Annotated in this window: 26 protein-coding genes; 13 read left to right on the top strand and 13 right to left on the bottom strand. The window is 69.7% G+C overall.

What is annotated here, in order from left to right; all coding sequences use genetic code 11:
• Nucleotides 1–206: 206 nt before the first annotated feature.
• Nucleotides 207–1070 carry a bifunctional DNA-formamidopyrimidine glycosylase/DNA-(apurinic or apyrimidinic site) lyase gene (gene mutM, locus ASD79_RS08750; RefSeq protein ID WP_056720650.1) on the bottom strand — a complete coding sequence of 288 codons (864 nt, stop codon included), beginning with the start codon at nucleotides 1068–1070 and terminating at the stop codon, nucleotides 207–209.
• A 178-nt stretch (nucleotides 1071–1248) separates the two neighbouring features.
• Here mutM and ASD79_RS08745 point away from each other — a divergent pair, with 178 nt between their 5' ends.
• Both ASD79_RS08745 and ubiB read left to right on the top strand, forming a co-directional pair.
• Nucleotides 1249–2007, top strand: a complete 759-nt coding sequence (locus ASD79_RS08745; RefSeq protein WP_056720649.1) for a class I SAM-dependent methyltransferase — start codon at nucleotides 1249–1251, stop codon at nucleotides 2005–2007.
• A 168-nt stretch (nucleotides 2008–2175) separates the two neighbouring features.
• The gene (ubiB, locus tag ASD79_RS08740) at nucleotides 2176–3678 is read left to right on the top strand and encodes a 2-polyprenylphenol 6-hydroxylase (protein WP_056720648.1); all 1503 of its coding nucleotides are present in this window, start codon (nucleotides 2176–2178) and stop codon (nucleotides 3676–3678) included.
• Between the two features lie 336 nt (nucleotides 3679–4014).
• Here ubiB and ASD79_RS08735 read toward each other — a convergent pair whose 3' ends face one another.
• A complete protein-coding gene (locus ASD79_RS08735; protein WP_056720647.1) occupies nucleotides 4015–4590 on the bottom strand; it encodes a hypothetical protein in 576 nt (191 codons plus the stop codon).
• A gap of 155 nt (nucleotides 4591–4745) precedes the next feature.
• Here ASD79_RS08735 and coaBC point away from each other — a divergent pair, with 155 nt between their 5' ends.
• Together coaBC and dut are read left to right on the top strand one after the other, a co-directional pair.
• Nucleotides 4746–5969 (top strand): bifunctional phosphopantothenoylcysteine decarboxylase/phosphopantothenate--cysteine ligase CoaBC, encoded by a 1224-nt coding sequence (gene coaBC, locus ASD79_RS08730; RefSeq protein WP_056720646.1) that lies wholly within the window; start codon nucleotides 4746–4748, stop codon nucleotides 5967–5969.
• Entirely contained in the window at nucleotides 5966–6424 is a 459-nt protein-coding gene (dut, locus tag ASD79_RS08725) for a dUTP diphosphatase (protein WP_056720645.1), read from the top strand. The genes coaBC and dut overlap by 4 nt, the downstream gene beginning before the upstream one ends.
• Before the next feature lie 28 nt (nucleotides 6425–6452).
• On the opposite strand, the gene ASD79_RS25005 is transcribed toward dut, so the two are convergent.
• Nucleotides 6453–6569 (bottom strand): hypothetical protein, encoded by a 117-nt coding sequence (locus ASD79_RS25005; protein WP_007667563.1) that lies wholly within the window; start codon nucleotides 6567–6569, stop codon nucleotides 6453–6455.
• Nucleotides 6570–6829: 260 nt separating this feature from the next.
• Between ASD79_RS25005 and ASD79_RS08720 the strand changes: the two genes are divergently transcribed.
• Genes ASD79_RS08720 through ASD79_RS08710 form a run of 3 tightly spaced genes read left to right on the top strand, consistent with a single transcriptional unit; the run spans nucleotide 6830 to nucleotide 10166 of the window.
• A complete protein-coding gene (locus tag ASD79_RS08720) occupies nucleotides 6830–7933 on the top strand; it encodes an HlyD family secretion protein (protein WP_056720644.1) in 1104 nt (367 codons plus the stop codon).
• Nucleotides 7934–7956: 23 nt separating this feature from the next.
• Nucleotides 7957–9558 (top strand): DHA2 family efflux MFS transporter permease subunit, encoded by a 1602-nt coding sequence (locus tag ASD79_RS08715; protein WP_056720643.1) that lies wholly within the window; start codon nucleotides 7957–7959, stop codon nucleotides 9556–9558.
• On the top strand, nucleotides 9558–10166 hold the full coding sequence (locus ASD79_RS08710) for a TetR/AcrR family transcriptional regulator (protein WP_056720642.1): 609 nt from the start codon (nucleotides 9558–9560) through the stop codon (nucleotides 10164–10166). The genes ASD79_RS08715 and ASD79_RS08710 overlap by 1 nt, the downstream gene beginning before the upstream one ends.
• Before the next feature lie 52 nt (nucleotides 10167–10218).
• Here ASD79_RS08710 and ASD79_RS08705 read toward each other — a convergent pair whose 3' ends face one another.
• The 6 genes from ASD79_RS08705 to ASD79_RS08680 all read right to left on the bottom strand — a co-directional run bounded on the left by ASD79_RS08705 (nucleotide 10219) and on the right by ASD79_RS08680 (nucleotide 15538).
• Nucleotides 10219–11034, bottom strand: coding sequence for an enoyl-ACP reductase (locus tag ASD79_RS08705; protein WP_056720641.1), 816 nt, complete (start codon nucleotides 11032–11034; stop codon nucleotides 10219–10221).
• 139 nt (nucleotides 11035–11173) lie between these two features.
• Nucleotides 11174–12106 carry a phytanoyl-CoA dioxygenase family protein gene (locus ASD79_RS08700; RefSeq protein WP_056720640.1) on the bottom strand — a complete coding sequence of 311 codons (933 nt, stop codon included), beginning with the start codon at nucleotides 12104–12106 and terminating at the stop codon, nucleotides 11174–11176.
• Nucleotides 12103–13104 (bottom strand): hypothetical protein, encoded by a 1002-nt coding sequence (locus ASD79_RS08695; RefSeq protein ID WP_056720639.1) that lies wholly within the window; start codon nucleotides 13102–13104, stop codon nucleotides 12103–12105. Before ASD79_RS08695 ends, ASD79_RS08700 begins: the two co-directional genes overlap by 4 nt.
• A 3-nt stretch (nucleotides 13105–13107) precedes the next feature.
• Nucleotides 13108–14322, bottom strand: a complete 1215-nt coding sequence (gene fabB, locus ASD79_RS08690) for a beta-ketoacyl-ACP synthase I (RefSeq protein WP_056720638.1) — start codon at nucleotides 14320–14322, stop codon at nucleotides 13108–13110.
• Nucleotides 14323–14388: 66 nt separating this feature from the next.
• Complete coding sequence (fabA, locus tag ASD79_RS08685; RefSeq protein WP_056720637.1) at nucleotides 14389–14904, bottom strand: 3-hydroxyacyl-[acyl-carrier-protein] dehydratase FabA; 516 nt, start codon at nucleotides 14902–14904, stop codon at nucleotides 14389–14391.
• A gap of 94 nt (nucleotides 14905–14998) precedes the next feature.
• Nucleotides 14999–15538: an SH3 domain-containing protein gene (locus ASD79_RS08680; RefSeq protein WP_056720656.1), complete on the bottom strand. Its 540-nt coding sequence runs from the start codon at nucleotides 15536–15538 to the stop codon at nucleotides 14999–15001.
• Nucleotides 15539–15625: 87 nt separating this feature from the next.
• Between ASD79_RS08680 and ASD79_RS08675 the strand changes: the two genes are divergently transcribed.
• Nucleotides 15626–16612, top strand: a complete 987-nt coding sequence (locus ASD79_RS08675) for a D-glycerate dehydrogenase (protein WP_007667523.1) — start codon at nucleotides 15626–15628, stop codon at nucleotides 16610–16612.
• A gap of 4 nt (nucleotides 16613–16616) precedes the next feature.
• Here ASD79_RS08675 and ASD79_RS08670 read toward each other — a convergent pair whose 3' ends face one another.
• The gene (locus ASD79_RS08670; RefSeq protein ID WP_056720636.1) at nucleotides 16617–17354 is read right to left on the bottom strand and encodes a molybdopterin-synthase adenylyltransferase MoeB; all 738 of its coding nucleotides are present in this window, start codon (nucleotides 17352–17354) and stop codon (nucleotides 16617–16619) included.
• A 5-nt stretch (nucleotides 17355–17359) separates the two neighbouring features.
• Between ASD79_RS08670 and hslV the strand changes: the two genes are divergently transcribed.
• Both hslV and hslU read left to right on the top strand, forming a co-directional pair.
• Nucleotides 17360–17974 (top strand): ATP-dependent protease subunit HslV, encoded by a 615-nt coding sequence (gene hslV / locus ASD79_RS08665; protein ID WP_162252349.1) that lies wholly within the window; start codon nucleotides 17360–17362, stop codon nucleotides 17972–17974.
• A gap of 128 nt (nucleotides 17975–18102) precedes the next feature.
• A complete protein-coding gene (gene hslU / locus ASD79_RS08660; RefSeq protein WP_056720634.1) occupies nucleotides 18103–19398 on the top strand; it encodes an ATP-dependent protease ATPase subunit HslU in 1296 nt (431 codons plus the stop codon).
• A gap of 171 nt (nucleotides 19399–19569) precedes the next feature.
• Here hslU and ASD79_RS08655 read toward each other — a convergent pair whose 3' ends face one another.
• Complete coding sequence (locus ASD79_RS08655; RefSeq protein WP_056720633.1) at nucleotides 19570–20442, bottom strand: methylated-DNA--[protein]-cysteine S-methyltransferase; 873 nt, start codon at nucleotides 20440–20442, stop codon at nucleotides 19570–19572.
• A 53-nt stretch (nucleotides 20443–20495) separates the two neighbouring features.
• A complete protein-coding gene (locus ASD79_RS08650) occupies nucleotides 20496–20972 on the bottom strand; it encodes a DUF2244 domain-containing protein (protein ID WP_056720632.1) in 477 nt (158 codons plus the stop codon).
• A gap of 81 nt (nucleotides 20973–21053) precedes the next feature.
• Between ASD79_RS08650 and nth the strand changes: the two genes are divergently transcribed.
• On the top strand, nucleotides 21054–21752 hold the full coding sequence (nth, locus tag ASD79_RS08645; protein ID WP_056720631.1) for an endonuclease III: 699 nt from the start codon (nucleotides 21054–21056) through the stop codon (nucleotides 21750–21752).
• Nucleotides 21753–21888: 136 nt separating this feature from the next.
• Here nth and ASD79_RS08640 read toward each other — a convergent pair whose 3' ends face one another.
• Entirely contained in the window at nucleotides 21889–22743 is an 855-nt protein-coding gene (locus tag ASD79_RS08640; protein WP_056720630.1) for a RimK family alpha-L-glutamate ligase, read from the bottom strand.
• Nucleotides 22744–22847: 104 nt separating this feature from the next.
• Here ASD79_RS08640 and ASD79_RS08635 point away from each other — a divergent pair, with 104 nt between their 5' ends.
• On the top strand, nucleotides 22848–23837 hold the full coding sequence (locus ASD79_RS08635; protein WP_056720629.1) for an adenosine kinase: 990 nt from the start codon (nucleotides 22848–22850) through the stop codon (nucleotides 23835–23837).
• A 7-nt stretch (nucleotides 23838–23844) separates the two neighbouring features.
• Complete coding sequence (hisB, locus tag ASD79_RS08630) at nucleotides 23845–24435, top strand: imidazoleglycerol-phosphate dehydratase HisB (RefSeq protein ID WP_007667504.1); 591 nt, start codon at nucleotides 23845–23847, stop codon at nucleotides 24433–24435.
• Nucleotides 24436–24441: the final 6 nt, after the last annotated feature.

Below are 24441 nucleotides of genomic sequence, written 5' to 3'. Positions count from 1 at the left end.
GTCGCCGTCCCTCGAGAACAACGGTTTCGCGGAGCGGTCGGTCCACGCCGAAACGCAAACACAACACTCACGGTCTCCGGGCTTGGCCCGGCCGCTCCGCGCCTCCTCACCCAACTCGTCGCGAAAGCCCGAGGTCGAAGCGCCATGGGCCGGGGACAGGCGCATGCGCCTGTCCCCGACATAGAAGAAAGGACCCCACCATGCCGTCACACCTGGCACACTGGGCAGAAGAAGGTCGAGCGGCCGGCCTGGACCTCGCGGGCGACCACGCCCTTGCAGCCGGGCGTGGGGCAGGGCTGGCCCTCGCGGTCATAGACCCGGAAACGGTGCTGGAAATAGCCCAACGCCCCGTCGGCCGCCGCGAAGTCCTTCAGCGACGAGCCGCCGACCTCGACCGCCTCGGCCAGCACGTCCTTGATCGCCTGGGTCAGCGGCCCCAGCCGCTTGCCGGCGACCAGGCCGGCCGGCTTGAACGGCGAGATGCCGGCCCGGTGCAGGGCCTCGCAGACATAGATATTGCCCAGGCCGGCGACGGTCTTCTGATCGAGCAGCAGGGTCTTGGGGCCCTGCTTGCGACCGCTGAAGGCCTTGACCAGGGTCCTGGCGTCGAAACCCTCGCCCAGCGGCTCGGGACCCATGGTGGCGAACCAGGGGTGGCGGTCGAGCCGGTCGGTGGCGATCAGGTCCATGAAGCCGAAGCGCCGGGGGTCGTGATAGGTGACCACCGCGCCGGCCTCGGTCTCGAAGACCACGTGGGCGTGCTTGTCGTCGGGCGTGATCTCCCGGGCGAAGTCGCCGGGACGGATCGCGCCGGCCGGCGCGGCGATCTCGAAGCGGCCGGTCATCCCCAGATGCATCACCAGGGTGTCGCCGCGATCCAGCGGGGCCAGCAGGTACTTGGCGCGGCGGTCCAGCCGCAGGATCTTCGCGCCCATCAAGCGCTGGACGAAGCCGTCGGGCAGGGGGAAGCGCAGGTCGGGCCGGTTGGCGCGCACGCGGCTCAGGCGGGCCCCGCTCAGCACCGGCTCCAGGCCGCGCCGCACGGTCTCGACTTCAGGCAGTTCGGGCAAGGAGAACCTCGGATCAGGCGTTGGGCGTCAGATATCGGCCATCCCGCGCGCGGTTCCTAGGGTGCCGACACGCAAAACCGGTGACGGCGAAGCGCTGGCGGCTATAAGAGCCGGACGATACAAGCCAGAGCCTGAGGGCCCCGCGCCCAAGGGACCTAAAGCGATTTCGAGCGACCGCATGACCAAGCCCGCCGCCACCTTCGGATTCCAGGACGTCGATCCCTCGGCCAAGGCCGGCCTCGTGCGCGGGGTGTTCGACCGGGTCGCCAAGAACTACGACCTGATGAACGACGTGATGAGCGGCGGCGTCCACCGACTGTGGAAGGACGCGGTCGCCGCGCGCCTCAACCCGCAGCCGGGCGAGATCATCATCGACTGCGCCGGCGGCACCGGCGACATGGCCCGCCGCTTCGCCAGGATGACGCGCGCGGCCCAGGCGCGGCGTGGCGGTCCCGACGCCCTGATCAACATCATCGACTACAACGCCGAGATGATCGGCGCCGGGATCGAGAAGGGCGGCGCGCCCGAGATCACCTGGACGGTCGGCGACGCCCAAGCCCTGCCGCTGCCCGACGCCTATGCCGACGCCTATGTGATCTCGTTCGGCATCCGCAACGTCACCGACATCGACGCAGCCCTGCGCGAGGCCCGGCGGGTGCTGAAGCCCGGCGGCCGGTTCCTGTGCCTGGAGTTCTCCAAGCCGGTGACCGAGGCGCTGGCGAAAGCCTATGACGCCTATAGCTTCAAGCTGATCCCCCAGTTCGGCGAATGGCTGGCCAAGGATCGCGACGCCTACCAGTACCTGGTCGAGAGCATCCGCCGCTTCCCCGACCAGCGGACCTTCGCTGGGATGATGGAGAACGCCGGCTTCAAGCGGGTGACGATCACCAACTTCACCGGCGGCGTGGCGGCGATGCACCAGGGCTGGGCGCTGTAGGACGTCGATCATCCAAACTGACCTCCTCATCGCCGTCATCCCCCGACTTGTTCGGGGGACCCAAGCCGAGACGGCTCGGGCGCCTTCTGACGCCGTTTGGGTCCCCCGCATGAAGCGGAGGATGACGGCGTTTGGGTTGACCTATCTCCATCGCGACCGGACCGCCGCATGAGCCTCTCCGCTTTCCTGCGCCTGATCGCCGCCAGCTGGGCCCTGGTCCGGGCCGACGCGCTGATCCCGCGCGAGCTGGAGCCGGTTCTTCCGCCCTCGGCGCTTTGGGCGGGTCGCGCCTTGCGCCTGTTCGCCGGCGGCAAGGCCCGTCAGGGCCGGCCGGGCGAGCGCCTGGCGCGGGTGCTGGAGCGCGAGGGCCCGGCGGCTATCAAGATGGGCCAGTTCCTGTCGACCCGGGCCGACATGTTCGGCGCCCAGTTCGCCGACGACCTGTCGCACCTCAAGGACCGCCTGGCGCCGTTCCCGCTGGACGTGGCCCGCGCCGAGATCGAGCGCGGCCTGGGCCGGCCGCTCGAGACGCTGTACGCCAGTTTCGAAGGCTCGATCGCCGCCGCCTCCCTGGCCCAGGCCCACCCCGCCACCCTGGTGGACGGCACGAAGGTGGCCGTGAAGGTGCTGCGCCCCGGGATCGAGCAGCGGGTCGCCCAGGACAGCGCCGCCCTGCGCCTGGCCGCGGGCCTGGCCGACCGCCTGGTCCCGGCCGCCCGCCGCCTGCGGCCCCGCGAGTTCGTCGAGGTGGTGATCCGGGCCCTGGACCTGGAACTGGACCTGCGCTTCGAGGCCGCCGGCTGCGCCGAGCTGGGCGAGGCCATGAAGGTCGATCCCCACATGCGCGCCCCCGACGTGGTCTGGGACGGGGTCGGCAAGCGCTTCCTGACCCTGAGCTGGGCGCCCGGCATGGCGCTGTCGGAGGACGCGGCGCTGGAACAGGACGGCCTGGACCGCAAGGCCTTGGCGGAAGGCCTGACCCGCGGCTTCCTGGCCCAGGCCCTCGACCACGGGCTGTTCCACGCCGACCTGCACGAGGGCAACCTGTTCATCGCCGCGCCGGCCTCGATCACGGCGGTGGACTTCGGCATCCTGGGCCGCCTGGGCCCGGCCGAACGCAAGTACCTGGCCGAGATCCTCTACGGCTTCCTCAATCGCGACTATCCGCGCGTCGCCGCCATCCACTTCGACGCCGGCTACGTGCCGGCCCACCAGGACCGCGACGCCTTCGCCCAGGCCCTGCGGGCGGTGGGCGAGCCGGTGTTCGGCCGCGACGCCCGCGACGTCTCGATGGGCAAGCTGCTGGCCCAGCTGTTCGAGATCACCGCGCTGTTCGACATGGCTCTGCGGCCGGAACTGGTCCTGCTGCAGAAGACCATGGTCACCGTCGAGGGCGTGGCCCGCCGCATCGACCCGACCCACGACCTGTGGGCCGCCGCCGACCCGGTGGTGCGCCGCTGGATCGCCCGCGAGCTTTCTCCCGCCGCCAAGGTCAAGGACTTCGCCGACGAGGCCCTCCGCGCCATCCGCGCCCTGGCGCGCCTGGCCGAGGCTCCCCCTGCCCCGGCGGCGGTCGTGGTCGAGACCCGGCCAGGCCGACCGCTGCTGTGGTTCCTGGCCGGCGCGGCGGTGGCCGGCCTGGCGTTCGCGGCGGGCGCCTGGCTGGTCTAGGGGCGCGGACAGTTCGCTGACCCAGGCCTGAGAGCGCATCTTCAGCTCAAAAATTCCGTCATCACCCGCTTTGTGCGGGTGACCCAAGCGGCGCTGGACATGGCGTCGGATTCCGCTTGGGTCCCCCGAGGGCGATGTCGAAGGGGGATGGGACCGCGAACGGCGTGATCCCTCACCCTCCCAACGCTTCGCGTCGGGCCCCTCCCTCTCCCGCTGGGAGAGGGTTTTCTGAAAGCTTGCGCCCCAGGGGCGTTGCGCACCGCCCCTGGGTCCCGGGCCCGACGCTCGGCGTCGTCCGGGATGGCAGGCCCCCCTGCCCTGCCGCGAGCCGTTGTTCTAACCGTTGTCGTTCGCGCCGCGGTCGCGCGAGGCTGTCGTCCGCCGGGTCTCGCGGGTCTTCTGCTGCGACCAGTAGGTCGCGCCGTCGTCAGGCTTGAACATGGTGCGTGGGGCCCCGGCCTTGGTGACCACCGCGAAGACATTGCCCTTGGGGTCGTAGATCAGGGTGTCGCCGTTGGGCCGGGTCAGCGTCTCGGCCTCGGACGGCGGGTGGGCGACGAAGGCGTGTGCCTTGCGCACATAGTCGTCGACATCGGCGGCGGCGAACTCGGACCCGTAGCGCTCGAAACCGCGCTGGGCGTTCTCCTCGGCGGTGCGGGTGCGGTTGGCCGCCCACATCGGCTTGCCCGCGACCTTGGGCACGGGCGCGTCGCGCGGATCGCTCCGCGTCGTCCGACTCTCGAAGGCCGGCGCGTCCCGGTCGGACGCCGCCTCGACCGAAGCCACGTCACCCGCCTTGGGCGCCTTCACCGCCGAGGCGCCGCCGTCGCAGGCCGCGACCGTCAAGGCCGCGCCCGCGATGGCCAAAGGGGCGGCCAGGACAGAAAACCAGGACGCCAAACGTACCGTCATGATCGATCTCCAGCTTGTTGCTCTACCTGCGCGATTAGTGAACGAAGACGGAACGCCTGTCGAGTCCCCGTTAAGGATTTTGCCGAAGGGGGCTTACGCTTTGCGCCGCGTCGCTCTATGCGCCTGGGGGCGAGGCGCGAACCGGAGACCACCCCATGACCGACCAAGCGAGCGACAAGCGGGTTCTTCTGATCGTCGGCGGCGGCGTGGCCGCCTACAAGGCGCTGGAGCTGGTGCGGCTGCTGCGCAAGGCCGGCGTCGGCGTGCGGCCGATCCTGACCAAGGCGGGCGCCGAGTTCGTCACCGCCCTGTCGCTGTCGGCGCTCTCCGAGGACAAGGTCTATGGCGACCTGTTCTCGCTGACCGACGAAGCCGAGATGGGCCACATCCAGCTGTCGCGCTCGGCCGACCTGGTGGTGGTGGCGCCGGCGACCGCCGACTTGATCGCCAAGGCGGCGCACGGCCTGGCCGGCGACCTGGCCTCGACCACCTTGCTGGCCACCGACAAGCCCGTGCTGATGGCTCCGGCCATGAACGTGCGGATGTGGCTGCACCCGGCGACCCAGCGCAACCTCGAGACCCTCAAGGCCGACGGCGTGAGTTTCGTCGGACCCGACGACGGAGCCATGGCCTGCGGCGAGTTCGGCCCCGGCCGCCTGGCCGAGCCGCCGGTGATCTTCGAGGCGATCATGGAAGCGCTCGCGGGGCCCGCCGCCCAATCCTCAAAAAGGGGGCCGCTGCTCGGCAAGCACGCCCTGGTCACCGCCGGCCCGACCTTCGAGCCGATCGACCCGGTGCGCGGCATCACCAACCGCTCCAGCGGCCGGCAGGGCTACGCCATCGCCGGCGCGCTGGCCAAGCTGGGCGCGCGAGTGACCCTGGTCAGCGGCCCGGTCGCCCTGCCCACCCCCTTCGGTGTCGACCGCGTCGACGTCGAGACCGCGCGCGACATGCTGGCCGCCAGCCAGGCCGCCCTGCCCGCCGACGTCGGGGTGTTCGTCGCCGCCGTCGCCGACTGGCGGATCGACGAGGTGTTCGGGACCAAGTTGAAGAAGGACAAGGGCGGCCCGCCGGCCCTGACCTTCGTCGAGAATCCGGACATCCTGGCGACGCTTTCGGCCTCCGGGCCGAGGCGGCCGAAACTGGTCATCGGCTTCGCGGCCGAGACCAACGACGTCGAGGCCCACGCCCGCGCCAAGCTGGCGCGCAAGGGCTGTGACTGGATCATCGCCAACGACGTCACCGAGCCCGGCGTGATGGGCGGCGACGAGAACGCCGTCCTGCTGATCTCCAAGGACAAGACCGAACGCTGGGACAGGGCGGCCAAGGACGCCGTGGCCCACGACCTCGCCCAACGCATAGCCGAGAGCCTTTCATGACCAACCCGCGCATCCCCGTCGTCCAACTGGCCCACGCCCACGGCCTGCCCCTGCCCGCCTACGAGACCGTCGGCGCGGCGGGCATGGACCTGCGGGCGGCCGTCGAGGAGGACGCGCCGATCGTACTGAAGCCCGGCGCGCGGACCATGGCCCCCACGGGTCTGGCCTTCGCCGTGCCGGCCGGCTTCGAGGCCCAGGTGCGGCCGCGCTCGGGCCTGGCCGCCAAGGCCGGCGTCACCTGCCTCAACACCCCCGGCACCATCGACAGCGACTATCGCGGCGAGGTGAAGGTGATCCTGATCAATCTGGGGGAAGAGGACTTCACCATCCGTCGCGGCGACCGCATCGCCCAGCTGGTGATCGCGCCGGTGACCCAGGCTTCGTGGGGCCTGGTGGCCAGCCTGGAGGAAACCGCGCGCGGCGGCGGCGGCTTCGGCTCGACCGGGGCCAAATAGGCCCATGACGGAGGTAGTCGCGGCGGCGTCAGCCGCCGTGGCCGCCCGAGGCCATCACCAGATAGCCGCCGAATCCGGCGGCGAAGGCGGCGGCGGCCAGCCACAACACGGGGCGCAGCATCGAGAGCGGGTCGTCGGCGTTCATCGGCGCGTCCTTTGGCGCGGGTGAACCCACCCGCTACCGGAAATACGCGTCCCCCGTCGCGCGGTTGCGCGAACGCCCAGGAAATATGTCGTGATTCGTCTATAGCGAGCAATCGCGGCCACCGATTGCCCTAGGGCTTGATGATCACCGTTCACCCGACCGCTTGATTTTTGGACGGGCGCGTCCATTTATCCCTTGCCGAGGCCGCGCGTCCGATATATCGCCGCCTCGATCCATCGGGTTGTTTCGGGATTTCCACCATGGCCGCCGCGTCGAACAAGAAGCTCATTCCCATGGTCGTCGGCGGGATCGCCGTCGTGGCCCTGCTGATCGGCGGCGGACTGTGGTTCGTCGACAAGCAGCGCTACGAGACCACCGACAACGCCTTCGTCCAGGCCGACACCGTCCAGGTCAGCCCGCAGGTGTCGGGCTATGTCGCCGAGGTGCTGGTGGCCGACAACCAGCGGGTCGAGGCCGGCCAGGTCGTGGCCCGCATCGATCCGGCCACACTGCAGGCCAAGCTCGATGAGGCGATCGCCAACGCCCAGGCCCTGGAAGCCGCGGTGCGCGGTGTCGACGACAAGGCCGTCCTGGAACAGGCGATGATCGCCCAGCGCGCGGCGGGCGTCGCCAGCGCCGAGGCCGATGCCGGCCGCGCCAAGGCCGACCTCGACCGATATAACACCCTCGCCGGACAAGGCTGGGTGTCGACCCAGAAGGTTCAGACGACCCAGGCCGGGGCCACCCAGGCCCGCGCCGCCGTCCAGAGCGCCCAAGCCGCCCTGGAAGCCGAGCGCCGCGCCGCCCAATCCCTGGGCTCGGCCCGCGCCCAGACCGTGGCCCAGGCCCTGGCGGCGCGCGCCGCCGTCGACCAGGCCCGTATCGACCTGGACCGCACGGTGATCCGCGCCCCGGTGGCCGGCGTCGTGGGCGCCCGTTCGGTGCGCCCTGGTCAGCTGGTCCAGCCGGGCGTGGCCCTGATGTCGATCGTGCCGGTCGGCGAGGGCTATATCGTCGCCAACTTCAAGGAAACCCAGGTCGGCCGCCTGCGGGTCGGCCAGCCGGTCGAGATCCATGCCGACGCCTTCGGCAAGTCGGTGATCCGCGGCAAGCTGGACAGCTTCGCCCCGGCCACCGGCCAGGAGTTCGCCCTGATCCCGGTCGAGAACGCGGTGGGCAACTTCACCAAGATCACCCAGCGCCTGCCGGTGAAGATCGTCGTCGACCGCTCGACGATCGGCGCGGCCCTGCGCCCCGGCCTGTCGGTGGACGTCAAGGTCGATGTCCGCGACCGCTCGGGCCAGTCCTTCGCCGAGGCCGGCCAGCCGACCGCGCGCCTCGCCCAGCAGGGCGTCTCGCGCTAGGCGTCCGGTCGAGGATCGAAGCCATGACCGACGCCGCGCTCCCCGCCCAATCCGCCGCGCCGCCGGTCGCCGCGCCGGCGCCCGAGATCGACTGGACCAAGCTGTTCCTTGGCTTCGGAGCCATGGTCATCGGCCAGTTCATGGCCATCCTCGACATCCAGATCGTCGCGGCCTCGCTGCCGCAGATCCAGGCCGGGGTGGGCGCCAGCGCCGACCAGGTCAGCTGGATCCAGACCGCCTACCTGATCCCCGAGGTCGTGATGATCCCGCTGTCGGGGTACCTGTCCCGGCTGTGGGGGACGCAACGCGTCTACCTGGCCTCGTGCCTGGGCTTCATCGTCATGAGCGTGCTGACGGGCCTGAGTTCGTCGATCGACATGATGATCATCACCCGCGCCCTGCAGGGCTTCATCGGCGGGGCGATGATCCCGACGGTGTTCGCCGTGGCCTTCACCGCCTTCCCGCCCGAGCGGCGGGTGACGGCCAGCGTGATCATGGGCCTGATCGTCACCCTGGCCCCCACCGTCGGCCCGACCCTGGGCGGCCACCTGACCGAGTGGCTCAGCTGGCGCTGGCTGTTCTTCATCAATGTGCCGACCGGCCTGGTCGTGCTGTTCGGCGTCGCCCGCTGGGGCCAGTTCGACAAGGGCGACCCCAGCCTGGCCAAGGGCTTCGACTGGTTCGGCCTGGCGGTGATGGCCACCTTCCTGATGAGCATGCAGTTCGTGCTCGAAGAGGGCTCGAAGGACGGCTGGTTCGAGGACAGCGGCATCCTGGGCCTGACCGTGGTCGCGGTGGTCGCCGGCGTCACCTTCGTCTGGCGGTCGCTGACCTATCGCAACCCGATCGTCGAGCTGAAAGCCTTCGCCAACCGCAACTTCACGATCGGCGTGGCCATGACGGCGGTGTCGGGCGCCAGCCTGTTCGGCGGCACCTTCCTGTTGCCGCAGTTCCTGGGCCGGGTGCGGCACTATTCGGCCTCGGAAGTGGGCACCACCATGGTGGTCTCGGGCCTGTCGATGTTCGCCACCGGGCCGATCGCCGGACGCCTGGTGCGCCAGATGGATGCGCGCATCCCGATGTTCATCGGCTTCATGCTGGCCGGCTGGGGCATGTACATGGCCCACGGCGTGACCAAGGACTGGGGGTTCTGGGAGTTCGCCGGCGTCCAGGCCTGTCGCGGCGTGGGGGTGATGATCGCCATGATCGCCACCCAGCAGATCACCATGAGCACCCTGCCCCAGCACATGGTCAAGAACGCCTCGGGCCTGGTGAACCTGTCGCGCAACACCGGCGGGGCCGTCGGCCTGGCCTTGCTGGCCACCAGCATCACCAACCAGACGGCGCTCTACTACATGGGCCTGACTTCGGAAGTCGGCCAGGGCGACGCCCGGGTCCAGGGCATGATGCAGGGCCTGGCCGCCCGCATGGCCCAGTTGGGCCTGGCCGATCCGGCCGGCGCGGCGCGCAAGGCGATCGGCGGCATGATGCAGCAGCAGGCCACCGTCCTGGCGTTCGGCGACAGCTTCACCCTGCTGGCCTATGGCTGTTTCATCGCCGCGGCGGTGTCCTTGCTGGCCAGGCCGGCCAAGAACGCCCCGCCGCCTCCTTCGGACGCGCACTGATGCCCAGAGTCGCCGGACAGATCGACGTCGCCAAGACCGAGGCCATCCTCGACGCCGCCGTCGAGGTGATCGGCCAGCGCGGCCTCGGCGCGCCGATGGAAGCCATCGCCAAGCGGGCCGGGGTCTCCAAGCAGACGGTCTACAACCACTATGGTTCGAAGGCCGAGCTGGTGCGGGCCCTGATGGCCCGGCGGGTGGCGGTGATCACCGCCCCGCTGCGCGATCCGGGCGCGATCGACAATCCGTGCGAAGCGCTGGAGGCCTATGCCCGCTCGATGCTGGAGACCGTGGTCACCACCAAGGGCTATTCGGTGATGCGGGTGATCATCCAGGGCGCGGGCGAGATGCCGGACGTGGCCCAGGAGGTGTTCGAGGCCGGACCGCGCCATGCGCGCCGCCAGTTGGCCGCGTTCCTGGAGATGGAAACCCGGATCGGCCGCCTGAAGGTCGACAACTTCGATCAGGCGGCCGAGTTCTTCTCGGGCATGGTCATGGGCCACAGCCAGCTGCGGGCCCTGCTTCGCTTGCCGTCCGACAAGACGCCGGCGGAGTTCGACGGCCTCGCGCGCGAAGCCGCCGAACGGTTCATGCGGGCCTACGCGCCGTAGCAAGAATCGCGTCATCCCCGACCTGTTCGGGGATGACGCGCGTTGGTCGTCGCTACGCCTCGACCTCGTCCGGCATGCCCATCATGTGGAAGCCCGCGTCGACGTGGACGACCTCGCCCGTCGTCGAGCGGCCCAGGTCGGAGACCAGCCACAGCGCCGCGCCGGCGACGCCTTCCATCGAGGTGTCTTCCTTCATGGCGCTGAACGCCCGGCCCTGGGCGATCATCCCGCGGCCGCCGGCGATGCCGGCCAGGGCCAGGGTGCGCATGGCGCCGGCCGAGATGGCGTTGCAGCGGATGCCCTTGGGGCCCAGGTCGCGGGCGATGTAGCGGGTCGCCGCTTCCAGGGCGGCCTTGGCCACGCCCATGGTGTTGTAGTTCGGGATGGTCCGCTCCGACCCCAGATAGGTCATGGTGATCAGCGAGCCGCCATTCGGCATGATCTTCGCCGCCCGCTTGGCCACGTCGACGAAGCTGAAGGCCGAGATGTTCATGGCCAGCAGGAAGCCCTCGCGGGTGGTGTTGTCGACGAACGAACCCTTCAGCTCGTCCTTGTTGGCGAAGGCCACCGAATGGACGACGAAGTCGAGCGCGCCGAACTTCTCCTCGATGGCGGCGAAGGCCGCGTCCATCGAGGCGTCGTCGGTGACGTCGGCCGGGATCAGGGTGGTGACGCCGATGCTCTCGGCCAGCGGCCGCACGCGGCGCTCCAGCGCTTCGCCCTGGTAGGTGAAGATCATCTCGGCGCCCTGGGCGGCCAGCTGCGAAGCAATGCCCCAGGCGATGGAATTGTGGTTGGCCACGCCCATCACGAGGCCCTTCTTGCCCCGCATCAGCTCGCCCTTGGGGAATGCGTATTCGTCGGCCATCGGTTGGCTCTCCTGGAATCCTTGCCCGCTAGCTAGAGGCTGACGGCGCAAAGTGGAAGCCGGTTTCGGCGTTCGCCACCCTCTCCCCAAGCCCGGCGCGCCCGTTCGACGGCCCTCCTTGGAGCCGATCAAGGGGCGCTCAGAAGCGGGGCGTCCGGCGCAGGGCGGCGTAGGCGATGGTCGCCGCCAGCTGCTTGAGCGACACCGGAACCCGCCGTCCCGCGCGCCGCGGCCACACCCAGCCGCCGGTGGCGATATTGGCCGGCAGCCGCACATAGGCCCGCTCCGGCGTCGACAGCATCGGCGTGTAGTAGAGGCAGTCCTCGAAATAGTAGTGCACGACCAGCGACTGCCGGGTGGATCCGGGGTCGAGGATCGGCGAGCCGCCGTGGGCGAGGTTGGCCGCCCAGACCGCGATCTGGCCCTTCTTGAGCAAGGCGTGTCGCGCCTCGAACCCGCCTTGCGCCAGACGCGCCTGCATGGCGGGGCCGTAGGTGTCGTTGTAGTTGGCGGACGTGACCCTGCTCGGGGCCGCGCCCATCACCGCGCCAGCATCCTGCATGGTCAGGACCGGCAGGCGGTGGCTGCCCGGATAGTAGCGCAGCGGCCCCGCCCCGGGCTTGACGTCCTCCAGGGCCAGCCAGACGCCGCACATGAACAGTGCCGGCTCGGCGTGGAAATGCAGGGCGTCGGCATGGGTGTCCTGCTGGCTGCCGCGCATGAAGTTCAGGCTCTGGAACGGGAACGGCGCGCGGCCATAGGCCAGGGCCAGGCATTCGAGCAGGACGGGATGGGTGGCCAGGGCGCGGATCGCCGGCGACCGCCGCCAGGCGTCGTGGACGCGGGTGACGCCGGGGCGGGCGAAATGGCCAGCGGTCTCGGCGGCGATCTCGTCGCACAGGGCGGGCATGTCGTCGCCCAGGTCGAGGATCGCCAGGCCGTCGCGCGCCAGGTCACGGGCGAAGGTCTTGGCCCGCTCGCTTGCGCCGCTCCGCGCCAGGCGGGCCTCCAGATCGTCGGACTCGACCCACGGGGTCTGGGGAAGGTCGCCGGAGCGTGTCTTGAGGGTCATGCTGATCTCGAATTGCCGGGCGATCCTTCAGGCAGTCGCCAAAGCCGGTCAACCACCTGAGGGCGAACCGCGTGAAAATCCAGGTGGTGATCGGACCCCGCCCGCGGACCCAGCCAACGCGGGTCGACGACCCCGCCCGGCCCGAGCAGCGCCGTGAAGTCGTCGCAAACGGCGAAGCCCTCGGCCTGAACCGCCCCGGCCAGAGCGGCGTTGAACGCCGCGTGCTGCGCCGTCCGGGCGGCAAGATCCGGAATCTCCAGCCTGGCCAGTCGCCCGGCCAGGCCCTCCCGGTCGGCCGGTCCGTGCAGGTCGACGAGGTGGGCGTTGACATAGCCGGTTCGCCAGGCCGCGTCGGAGAGCGCGGGCGGAAACAGCGAGCAGACGTGTACGCGGCCGCGATCGGCGGAAACCACCGCATCGACCAGGAAGGCCACGTAGCGTCCGATGGTTTCGTCGGCGAAAGCCCGGAAGACGGCCGGGTCGAAGGCCGGCCGATCCGCCTCCAGGCGCTTGAACACCTGGACGAACTCGACGTCGACCTGGCCGAACTTGAGCAGGATCGGCGCCCCGGAAAGCCCCAGGGCCTGCCGGACCGCCGCCCGCACGCGGCCGCCGGCCCCGGAGCGGGCCTCGGCCTGGCCCAGGCCGCGCGCCGAAGCGCCGCTCTCCAGCCACCAGAGCGGGGCCAGCCACCGGTCGCGGGCGTCGCGGGACCGTCGAACCAGCAGGCGGCCGTGACTGTCGCCGATCACGGCGTAGGGCCAGGCGCCGTCCGAGGTCAGACCCCGCAGCCGTTCGAGATTGCCCGATTGGGCGGCCATGAAGGCCAGTTCGGCCCAGGCTTTCTCGAGCAAGGAGGCGGCGTCGCGGCGTCCGGCGTCGAAACCCGCGCCCAGGGCGCGGATCGTCGCCCGGGCCGCCGGGTCGGAGGTTCGCGGCGACCACAGCGACCGGCCGGCGCGCCGAACCAGGTCCAGCCCCAGCGGCGCGCCCGTCAAAGCCTAGTCCGCCTTGCTGATGATCAGCGTGCCGTTGGTGCCGCCGAACCCGAAGCTGTTGGACATCACGGTGGTCAGCGGCTTGTCCGAGCGCTCGAGCAGGATCGGCAGGTCGGCGAACTCGGGGTCGAGGGTCTCGATGTTGGCGCTCTTGGCGGCGAAGCCGTTGTCGAGCATCAGGATCGAGTAGATCGCCTCCTGCGCCCCGGCCGCGCCCAGGCTGTGGCCGGTCAGCGACTTGGTCGAGGAGATCAGCGGGGCCTTGTCGCCGAACACCTCGCGGACCGCGCCCATCTCCTTGCTGTCGCCGACCGGCGTCGAGGTGCCGTGCGGGTTCAGATAGTCGATGGTCCGGCCGCCGGCTTCCGCCATGGCGATCTTCATGCAGCGCGCCGCGCCCTCGCCCGACGGCGCGACCATGTCGAAACCGTCGGAATTGGCCGCGTAGCCGACCACCTCGCCATAGATCCTGGCGCCGCGCGCCTTGGCGTGCTCGTACTCCTCGAGCACCACGATCCCGGCCCCGCCGGCGATCACGAAGCCGTCGCGGTCCTTGTCGTAGGCGCGGCTGGCCACGGCCGGGCGGTCGTTGAAGTTGCTGCTCATCGCGCCCATGGCGTCGAACAGGTTGGACAGGGTCCAGTCCAGCTCCTCGCAGCCGCCGGCGAACACGATATCCTGCTTGCCCATCTGGATCTGCTCGGCGCCCGCGCCGATGCAGTGGGCGCTGGTCGCGCAGGCCGAGCTGATCGAATAGTTGATCCCGCGGATCTTGAACCAGGTCGACAGCACCGCCGACGGGCCCGAGCACATCGCCTTGGGCACCGCGAACGGCCCGATGCGCTTGGGGCCTTTTTCCTTGGTGGTGGCCGCGGCCTGGACGATGATGCTGGTCGAGGGACCACCCGAACCGACGATCAAGCCGGTGCGTTCGTTCGAAACCTCGGTCTCGCCGAGACCGGAGTCGGTGATCGCCTGTTCCATGGCGATGTGGGCGTAAGCCAGGCCCGGCGACAGGAAACGCGCGGCGCGACGGTCGACCAGCGGCTCCCACTCGATGTTCGGCGCAGCATAGACCTGGCAGCGGAAACCCAGTTCCGCGTATTCCGGCGCGGTGACCACGCCGGACTTGGCTTCACGCAGTGAGGCGAGCACCTCATTGGCGTTGTTGCCGATGGACGAGACGATCCCCAATCCGGTGACGACGACGCGACGCATGAAAATTCCTCTTTCTCCCCATGATCCAAAAGGGGCCGGCTCTGACACGGCCACCCTACAGTCGGATCACGACGCCATTTGTTCCGCGGTGAACAGACCGACCTTGAGATCCTTGGCTTCGTAGATCGGCAGGCCGTCGGCCTCCATCACGCCGTCGGCGATGCCCATGACCAGCTTGCGGATGATCACCCGCTTCAGATCGATCTTGTAGGTGACTTTCTTGACCACCGGCGTGACCTGGCCGGTGAACTTCACCTCGCCGACGCCCAGGGCCCGGCCGCGGCCGGGGGCCGCGGACCAGCCCAGGAAGAAGCCGACCAGCTGCCACATGGCGTCCAGGCCCAGGCAGCCGGGCATGACCGGGTCGCCGATGAAGTGGCAGCCGAAGAACCAGAGGTCGGGATTGACGTCGAACTCGGCCTCGACATAGCCCTTGCCGTACTTGCCGCCGTCCGACTCGATGCGGACGATGCGGTCGAACATCAGCATCGGCGGCACGGGCAGCTGGGCGTTGCCCGGGCCGAACATCTCGCCCCGGCCGCAGGCCAACAGCTCGTCGAAGGTGTAGGAACTTTGTTGCATGATCCCGCCCTAGCACGACGGCGGGCCGCGCCTCAATCTTACTTTCGGTAACGCCCGTGATCGCCGGGCGCTCCGCGAGGGCCTCGATGAGCGCCTATTCCTTGCACTGGACCTGGGGCGAGGCCCCCCAGATCTCGCTTTCCGGGGCCCATCCGGACTCGCCGCCGACCTTCAGGCGGCACCAGCCTTTCTCGCACTTGTCGAGATTGGCGGTCGCCCGGCCGGCCAGGTAGGCGGTGACCCGCGCGCCGGCCTTGGGCTGGGCGCGCAGCGGCAAGGGCGTGGCCTGAACCCGCATGGCGGTGCGGCGACCGTCGGTGGTGCGCTTGTGGACCCAGGCCACGCCGCCCTCCGGGTCGCAGATCCGCCGCCACTCCCGGGTTTCGGCCACCACCTGCACCGGCAGGCCCTTGGCCTGGTAGATCCACAGCAGCCGGTGCTCCTCGTCCGGCCCGACCCGAGCGTTCACCTGGCCATACTTCAGCGAGACATAGCGCGGCACGTCCATGCCCGATGGCGTGACCCTGGGAGCCTGGGCCTGTGCTATCCCAACCGTGACGGCCGACGCCCCCAGGAGCGTCAAGGCGATCAGGGCCAGACGGCCGAGCGAACGATGTTGGCGATTCGTCGGCATGTTGCTTGGCCGCATCCGGCCCCTTTGCTACAGATTCCAAACACCCGCCTGGGAACGCCCAATTGGGGAAGGCTTTTCGAACCGCTCATGTCAGCTCGCAAGCTCAAAGTCATCGTCACCCGCAAACTCCCGGACGCCGTGGAGACGCGGATGTGCGAGCTGTTCGACACGCAACTCAACGTCACCGACAAACCCTTGACGGCCGATGAACTGGCCGAGGCCATGGGTCAGTGCGACGTCCTGGTGCCCACCATCACCGACCGGATCGATTCCCGTCTTCTGTCGCGATCCGGCGACCGGCTCAAGCTGATCGCCAATTTCGGGGCCGGGGTCGACAATATCGACGTCGCCACCGCCAACGCCCGGGGCATCATCGTCACCAACACCCCCGGCGTGCTGACCGAGGACACCGCCGACCTGACCATGACCCTGATCATGGCCACCTCGCGCCGGGTGGTCGAAGGCGCCGAGGTGGTCAAGGCCGGCGGCTTCCACGGCTGGTCGCCGACCTGGATGCTGGGCCGCCGCCTGTGGGGCAAGCGCCTGGGCATCATCGGCATGGGCCGCATCGGCCAGGCCGTGGCCCGCCGCGCCAAGGCCTTCGGCATGCAGGTGCACTACCACAACCGCAAGCCCGTCAGCCCGCGCATCGCCGAGGAGGTCGGGGCCACCTACTGGGAGAGCCTGGACCAGATGCTGGCCCGGATGGACTTCATCTCGGTCAACTGCCCGCACACCCCGGCCACCTACCACCTGCTGTCGGCCCGCCGGCTGAAGCTGCTGCGGCCGCAGAGTATCATCGTCAACACCGCCCGCGGCGAGGTGATCGACGAGGGCGCCCTGGCCAACATGCTGGCGCGCGGCGAGATCGCCGGGGCTGGGCTCGACGTCTACGAGCACGAGCCGGCCATCAATCCCAAGCTGCTGAAGCTGCCCAATGTCGTGCTGCTGCCCCACATGGGCTCGGCCACGGTCGAGGGCCGCATCGACATGGGCGAAAAGGTCATCGTCAACGTGAAGACCTTCATGGACGGGCATAGGCCGCCGGATAGGGTGATCCCGTCGATGCTGTAGGGCGTCAACCGCCGCAGCTCGGACAAGCCGGGTCCGCCCCGATCCGCACCGTGCGGGTCTCGGCGGCCAGGGCGTCGTAGATCAGCAGGCGGCCCGACAGGGGGTCGCCGGCGCCGGTGATCACCTTCACCGCCTCCAGGGCCATCATCGAGCCGATCACCCCGGCCAGGGCCCCGACCACGCCGACCAGGGCGCAGGTCTCGGCGTCGGGCGGGATTTCCGGCACCAGGCAGCGGTAGCAGGGTTGGCCGTGGAACACCGCGACCTGGCCGGTCCAGCGGCCCAGGGCCCCGCTGACCAGGACCTTGCTCTCGGCCAGGCAGGCGTCGCTGACGGCGAAGCGGGTGGCGAAGTCGTCCGTGCCGTCCAGCACCAGGTCATACCGCGATATGACCGCGCGGGCGTTGGCCTGGTCCAGCCACAGCGGATGGGTCTCGACGGTCACATGCGGATTGAGGGCGGTCAGGTGTTCGGCCGCCGCCTCGACCTTGGGCCGGCCGACGTCGGCTTCGTCGAACAGCACCTGGCGCTGCAGGTTGGACAGCGACACCGTGTCGGCGTCGACCAGGCCCAGGGTCCCGACCCCGGCGGCGGCCAGGTAGAGGGCGGCCGGCGCGCCAAGGCCCCCTGCCCCGACCACCAGGACCCGGGCCGCCTTCAGCTTCTGCTGGCCCGGGCCGCCGATCTCGCGCAGCACCAGATGGCGGGCGTAGCGTTCGACCTCGGCCGGTGAAAAACTCATCGCGCTTGATCTCCACGCCAAGCCTCGCCACATGCGAAGCCATGCAAAGCAGCAATTCCTTCCCCGCCGCCCGTTTTCCAGACTGGCACGGCACGACCATTCTGGCGGTGCGCAAGAACGGACAGACCGTGATCGCCGGCGACGGACAGGTCTCCATGGGCCAGACCGTCGTCAAGGGCAACGCCCGCAAGGTGCGTCGCCTGGCCGGCGGCAAGGTGATCGCCGGTTTCGCCGGCGCCACGGCCGACGCCTTCACCCTGATCGAGCGGCTGGAGGCCAAGCTGGAGCAGTATCCCGACCAGCTGGCCCGGGCCTGCGTCGACCTGGCCAAGGACTGGCGCACCGACCGCTACCTGCGGCGGCTGGAGGCCATGCTGCTGGTGGCCGACGCGGAGTCGATCTACACCGTGACCGGGGTCGGCGACGTGCTGGAACCGGGCGAAAGCGCCGGCGGCGGCTCGATCGCGGCCATCGGCTCGGGCGGCAACTACGCTCTGGCCGCCGCCATGGCGCTGATCGACCAGGACCTGACGGCCGACGATATCGCCAGACGTTCGATGGCCATCGCCGCCGAGATCTGCGTCTACACCAACGGCAATCTGACGGTGGAAAGCCTGTAGCGACGGTGCTCGAAATCCCCGCCCTTCGACAGGCTCAGGGTGAGGATTTCGGAGACTTCCAGAGCCTTCCGCCTTTACAGTAGCCCTCATCCTGAGCTTGTCGAAGGACGAGGGCGGATCCACAGATCATGACCGAATTCTCCCCCCGCGAAATCGTCTCCGAGCTCGACCGCTACATCGTCGGCCATACCGACGCGAAGAAGGCCGTCGCCGTCGCCCTGCGCAACCGCTGGCGTCGCCGCCGCGTGCCGGCCGACTTGCGCGACGAGGTCACGCCCAAGAACATTCTGCTGATTGGCCCCACCGGCGTCGGCAAGACCGAGATCGCCCGTCGCCTGGCCAAGCTGGCCCAGGCTCCGTTCCTCAAGGTGGAAGCCACCAAGTTCACCGAGGTCGGCTATGTCGGCCGCGACGTCGACCAGATCGTCCGCGACCTGGTCGAGAGCGCCCTGGGCATGGTCCGCGACAAACGCCGGGCCGGGGTCAAGGCCAAGGCCGAGGCGGCGGCCGAGGAGCGCATCCTCGACGCCCTGACCGGCCCCGGCGCCACCGCCGCCCGCGACAGCTTCCGCAAGAAGCTACGGGCCGGCGAGTTGGACGACAAGGAAGTGGAGCTGCAGCTGGCCGACACCGGCGGCGGCGGAATGTTCGAGATCCCCGGCCAGCCGGGCGCCTCGGTGCTGAACCTGTCGGAGATGATGAAGTCGCTGGGCGGCGGCCGCAGCAAGACCCACAAAACCACCGTCACCGGCGCCTGGGCCCCGCTGATCGCCGAGGAGAGCGACAAGCTGCTCGACCAGGAGGCCCTGACCCAGGAAGCCCTGGAGCTGGCCGAGAACCACGGCATCGTCTTCCTCGACGAAATCGACAAGGTCGCGTCTTCCAGTCAGCGCGGGGGCGCTGACGTCTCGAGAGAGGGCGTGCAGCGCGACCTGCTGCCGCTGATCGAGGGCACCACCGTCTCGACCAAGTACGGGCCGGTGAAGACCGACCACATCCTGTTCATCGCCTCGGGCGCCTTCCACGTGGCCAAGCCCAGCGACCTGCTGCCCGAGCTGCAGGGCCGCCTGCCGATCCGCGTCGAGCTGAAGGGCCTGACCCGCGACGACCTGCGCCGCATCCTCACCGAGCCGGAGGCCAACCTGATCCGCCAGCACCAGGCCCTGTTGCTGACCGAGGGCGTCACCCTGGTGTTCACCGAGGATGCGATCGACGCCGTGGCCGACGCGGCGGTGGCGGTCAACGCCTCGGTCGAGAACATCGGGGCCCGCCGACTGCAGACCATCCTGGAAAAGGTGGTCGAGGAGATCAGCTTCAGCGCGGCCGACCGCTCCGGCGAGACGGTGACGGTGGACGCGGCCTATGTGCAGATGCGCATCGGGGCCCTGGCGGCCAACGCGGATTTGAGCCGGTTTATTCTGTAGATAGAGCACCTTCTCCCAGAGGGAGAAGGAGGGGCCCGCGCGAAGCGTGGGAGGATGAGGGGTTACGCCGCTAACCGGCGTGCCGGCACGCCGTCGACAGTCCCTAACACCCTCCCAACTGCTTCGCAGTCGGGCCCCTCCCTCTCCCTCTGGGAGAGGGTCTCGCGGGCGTCAGCCGTGGTGCGCCCCCACCGCCTCCATCCCCAGCATCGCCGCCTTGCGGCCCAGCCCCCAGTGGTAGCCGGTCAGCCGGCCGTCCTTGGCGATGGCCCGGTGGCAGGGGATCAGCAGCGAGATCGGGTTGGCCCCGATCGCCCCGCCGGTGGCCTGGTAGGCGCGCGGCTTGCCGGCCCAGCCCGCGATCTCGCCATAGGTGCTGGTCCGGCCCGGCGGGATGCGCAGCAGGGCCTTCCAGACCTGGACGTTGAACGGCGAGCCGATCAGAACCACCGGCAGAGGCTGGTCGCCGCCGGCGAAGGCGTGGATCGCCGTGCGGGCGGCGGCGGCGTCATCGCGACGCCAGTCGGCGGCGGGAAAACGCTGGTGCATGTCGTCGAAGGTCGCGTCGTCGTCGCCGTCGGAGAAGGCCAGGCCCGCCAGGCCGCGCGGGGCCATGACGAACAGGCCCTTGCCGTAGGGGGTCGGAGCCCAGCCCCAGGCGAGGTTGATGCCCTCGCCCCGCCGTCGCACCTCACCGGGGGTGACAGCCTCCTGGGCGATGAACAGGTCGTGCAGGCGCGAGGGGCCCGACAGGCCGGCGTCATAGGCCGCGTCGAGCACGCTGGCCCCTTCCTCCAGCGAGCGCCGCGCCTCGGCGTGGGCGATGGCGGCGATGAAGGTCTTGGGGCTGACCCCGGCCCAGCGGCTGAACACCCGCTGGAAGTGGAACGGCGACAGGCCGACGGCCTCGGCGGCCTCGTCCAGGGACGGGCGCTCCTGCCAACGGTCGGCCAGCCAGGCCAGGGCCTTGGCCATGCGATCGTAGTCCGCCGACCGTTCGGTCAGGTGGGCGAAGGCTTGCGAGGGGGAAACATCGAGGGCCATGGGAGAAAGATAGTGCGGACGGGCCGTTCCGTCCGCCCGGTTCTTGCGCCTTTTCAGGAGATCCGCTCGGCCCGGGCCCGCAGGATCGCCCGTTCCAGCGCCCGGGCGAAATCCATCCGCTCCGGCGGGCTGAGGGCCCGGCCCAGGGTCAGGCGCTTGCGCGACATCATCAGCCGCACCCGCGTCTCGTGCTCGCCCGGCTGGTCGATCCCCACCCGGGTGAAGGCGGTGGGCGAGGTCCAGACCAGGCGCGCGCCCTTCTCGTCCTCGCGGCTGACGGTCACCGCCTCGGCCGTGACCCGCACGCGCTCGGACCGCTCCGAGGCCCGGAAGTTGGCCCGCAGGGCCAGGCCCATGGCTAGCACGTCCAGCCCCAGGAACGGCAGCACCGGCGGCGCGCCCACCACCAGCAGGAAGATCGCCACCATCAGGTTGAAGGCGACCATCACGCCCAGCAGCACATAGAGCCCCCGCCGGTTCATCGACCGGTTGGGCTTGATCACGGCGTCCATGTACAGCGGCGCGGCCATGATCCTGATTTAGTCCCGACCCACCCGCTTGGCGAGGCTCCGGCTTGGCGGAACGGGCGCATCACGGCATGGTCGCCGCCCATGGCCAAGCCTTCCAAACCGCTCGTCAAGAAACGTCCTGTCACCAAGCGCGTCTCGCCCGCCGAGCGCGAACGGGTCGAGGTGCTGTTCTCGCGCTTCGAGAGCCTGGAGGACCACCCCAAGACCGAGCTGAACTATTCCAACCCCTATACCCTGGTGACCGCCGTCGCCCTGTCGGCCCAGGCCACCGACGTCCAGGTCAACAAGGCCACCGGCCCGCTGTTCCAGATCGCCGACAGCCCGGCCAGGATGCTGGAGCTGGGGGAAGAAGGGTTGATCCGCCACATCGCCTCGATCGGCCTCTTCCGCACCAAGGCCAAGAACGTCATCGCCTCGGCCCATATCCTGATGGACCGCCACGGCGGCGAGGTCCCGCTGAACCGCGCGGCGCTGGAAAGCCTGCCCGGCGTCGGCCGCAAGACCGCCAGCGTGGTGCTCAACGAGCTGGACATCGAACCGGCCATCGCCGTCGACACCCATGTGTTCCGGGTCGCGCACCGGCTGAAGCTGTCGGTCGGCAAGACCCCCGACGCGGTCGAGGACGACCTGATGCGGATCGTGCCGGACCGCTACAAGACCCGGGCGCACCACTGGCTGATCCTGCACGGGCGCTATGTGTGCGTGGCGAGGAAGCCGAAGTGCGAGGTGTGCCGGATTTCGGATTTGTGTCCGTCGCGGGAACTGTTTATCGGCGGTTAGGTCCTCCCCCCGTGGGGGAGGCGGTCGCGAAGCGACCGGTGGGGGGAGTTTCAGGATCGTCGGCCCGGTTGCGGCTGCCCGCCGCCAAGTCCCCCCTCCGTCGGCTACGCCGACACCTCCCCCACAGGGGGAGGACTTAAAGCGCCCGAACCACCGCCGCCGCGAACGCCGCCCCAGCGTCGTGCGCGTGGCCCAGGAACAGGTCCGGCTCGATGACCTCCAGCTCCATCAGCTGCGGCGTGCCGTCCAGCCCGCGGATCAGGTCGACGCGAGCGTAGGTCAGGGGCGTTTCCGCCGCCTTCAGCACCATTTCGGCCGCATGCAGAGCCTCGGGCTCCGGCGCGACGCCGCTGACCTGACCGCCGAACTGCGGCTGGACGCGGAAGTCGCCGCCGGTCGCCACCTTGGTTACCGCGTGGCTGAAGAGCCCGTCGAAATAGAACAGCGACAGCTCGCCCTCCTCGCCCACCGCCGGCAGGAACGGCTGGATCAGGGCTGGACCGGTCGGGCAGCCCGCCAGGCCGTCGGCATGACGCAGCTTGACGGTGTCCTGCGAGCCGCCGGAGATCTGCGGCTTGGCCACCAGCACGTCGACGCCGAAAAGGTCGCGGGCCCGGTCCATGTCCTCGAGCGTCAGACGGTCCAGGGCGATGGTCGGCACGACCGGCGCGCCCTTGGCCGCCAGCTGCGCCAGATAGGTCTTGGTGGTGTTCCAGCGCAGCACCGACACCGGATTGGCCAGGCGCGCGCCCGCCACCTCCAGGGCGTCGAGCCGCGCGAACCATGCGGCAGGCCGCAGGTGGTAGCCCCAGCTCAGCAACGGCAGCACCGCCCGGGCCGAACCGGGGTCGAACGGCGCGTCCCAGGCGAGGTCCGAGACCGTCAGGCCATGGGCCCGCAACGGCGCGGCCAGGCGGTCGAACAGCGGCCGCCAAGCGTGGGCGTACAGCGTCTGGTCGGCGGCCGGGGTGAGGATGAGAACGTCGGTCATGGCGTTGGCGGTAGAACGACCGCGGCGCTCCGGCAAGGCTCGCGTTGCCTTGGCCGCCCCGATCCGGTACTTCGCGCGCGTCGCCCCTTTCGGAAAAGCCTTTCATGACCGCTCTCTACGACGTCGCCGCCATCGGTAACGCCATCGTCGACGTCATCGCCCAGTGCGACGACGCTTTCCTGGAGCGCGAAGGCCTGGTGAAGGGCTCGATGGCCCTGATCGACGTCGATCGGGCCAGCAGCCTCTATGACGTGATGGCTTCGGGCATCGAGGCTTCGGGCGGTTCGGCCGGCAATACGGTGGCCGGCGTCGCCAGCTTCGGCGGCAAGGCCGCCTTCATCGGCAAGGTCGCCGACGACCAGCTGGGCCGAGTGTTCACCCACGACATGCGCGCCATCGGCGCCACCTTCGACACCTCGCCCCTGACGGAAGGCCCGGCGACGGCCCAGAGCCTGATCAACGTCACCGCCGACGCCCAGCGCACCATGTCGACCTATCTGGGCGCCTGCGTCGAGCTGACCGCCGCCGACGTCGACCCGGCGGTCATCGAGGCCGCCCGGTACGCCTATCTCGAAGGCTATCTGTTCGACCCGCTGGAAGCGCGCCGCGCCTTCGCCAAGGCCGCCGCCCTGAGCCACGGCGCCGGGCGCAAGATCGCCATCACCCTGTCCGACAGCTTCGTGGTCGAGCGTCACCGCGACGCCCTGCTGGGCTTCATCGAAACCCAGTGCGACATCGTCTTCGCCAACGCCTCGGAAATCTGCGCCCTGTTCCAGACCACCGATTTCGACGCCGCCGTCCGGGCCCTGGCCGGCAAGGTCGAAATCGCCGCCGTGACCCGCAGCGAACACGGCTCGATCGTGGCTTCCAACGGGGCATTGCACGAAATCTCGGCCTACCCCGTGGAAAAAGTCATGGACACCACCGGCGCCGGCGACCAATACGCGGCGGGTTTCCTCTACGGCCTCTCCCAGGGTCGTCCCCTGCCCGTCTGCGGACAGTTGGGCTCCCTGGCCGCCGCCGAGGTCATCGCGCACTATGGTCCGCGCCCGCAGGTCAGCCTGCGGGATCTCGCGGCCCAGAACGGACTGTAAGGACACCATGGCCCGCACCGCTGAAGTGGTCCGCGAGACGAAGGAGACCCAGATCCGGGTCTGGATCGATCTCGACGGGACCGGCGCCTCGACGATCTCCACCGGCATCGGATTCTACGACCACATGCTGGAGAGCTTCGCGCGCCATGGCGGCTTCGACCTCAAGGTCGAAACCAAGGGCGACCTGCACATCGACATGCACCACACGGTCGAGGACACCGGCATCGTGCTGGGCCAGGCGATCAACAAGGCGCTGGACGGGTTCAAGGGCATCCGCCGGTTTGGCCACGCCTATATCCCGATGGACGAGACCCTGACGCGCTGCGCCATCGACCTCTCCAACCGGCCCTATCTGATCTGGAAGGTCGACTTCAAGCGGCCCAAGGTCGGCGAGATGGACACCGAGCTCTTCAAGGAGTTCCACCACGCGTTCGCCATGAACGTCGGGGCGTGCGTCCACCTGGAAACCCTCTACGGCGACAACACCCACCACGTCGCCGAGAGCGGCTTCAAGGCCCTGGCCCGGGCGCTGCGTCAAGCGGTCGAGATCGACCCCAAGACCGGCGGCCATGCCCCCTCCACCAAGGGCGTGCTGTAGGAACCT

Source organism: Caulobacter sp. Root655 (assembly GCF_001427665.1).
Lineage (GTDB): Bacteria > Pseudomonadota > Alphaproteobacteria > Caulobacterales > Caulobacteraceae > Caulobacter.
Note: the sequence above shows the minus strand (reverse complement) of the source record. Positions and strands in the feature narration are given on the sequence as shown.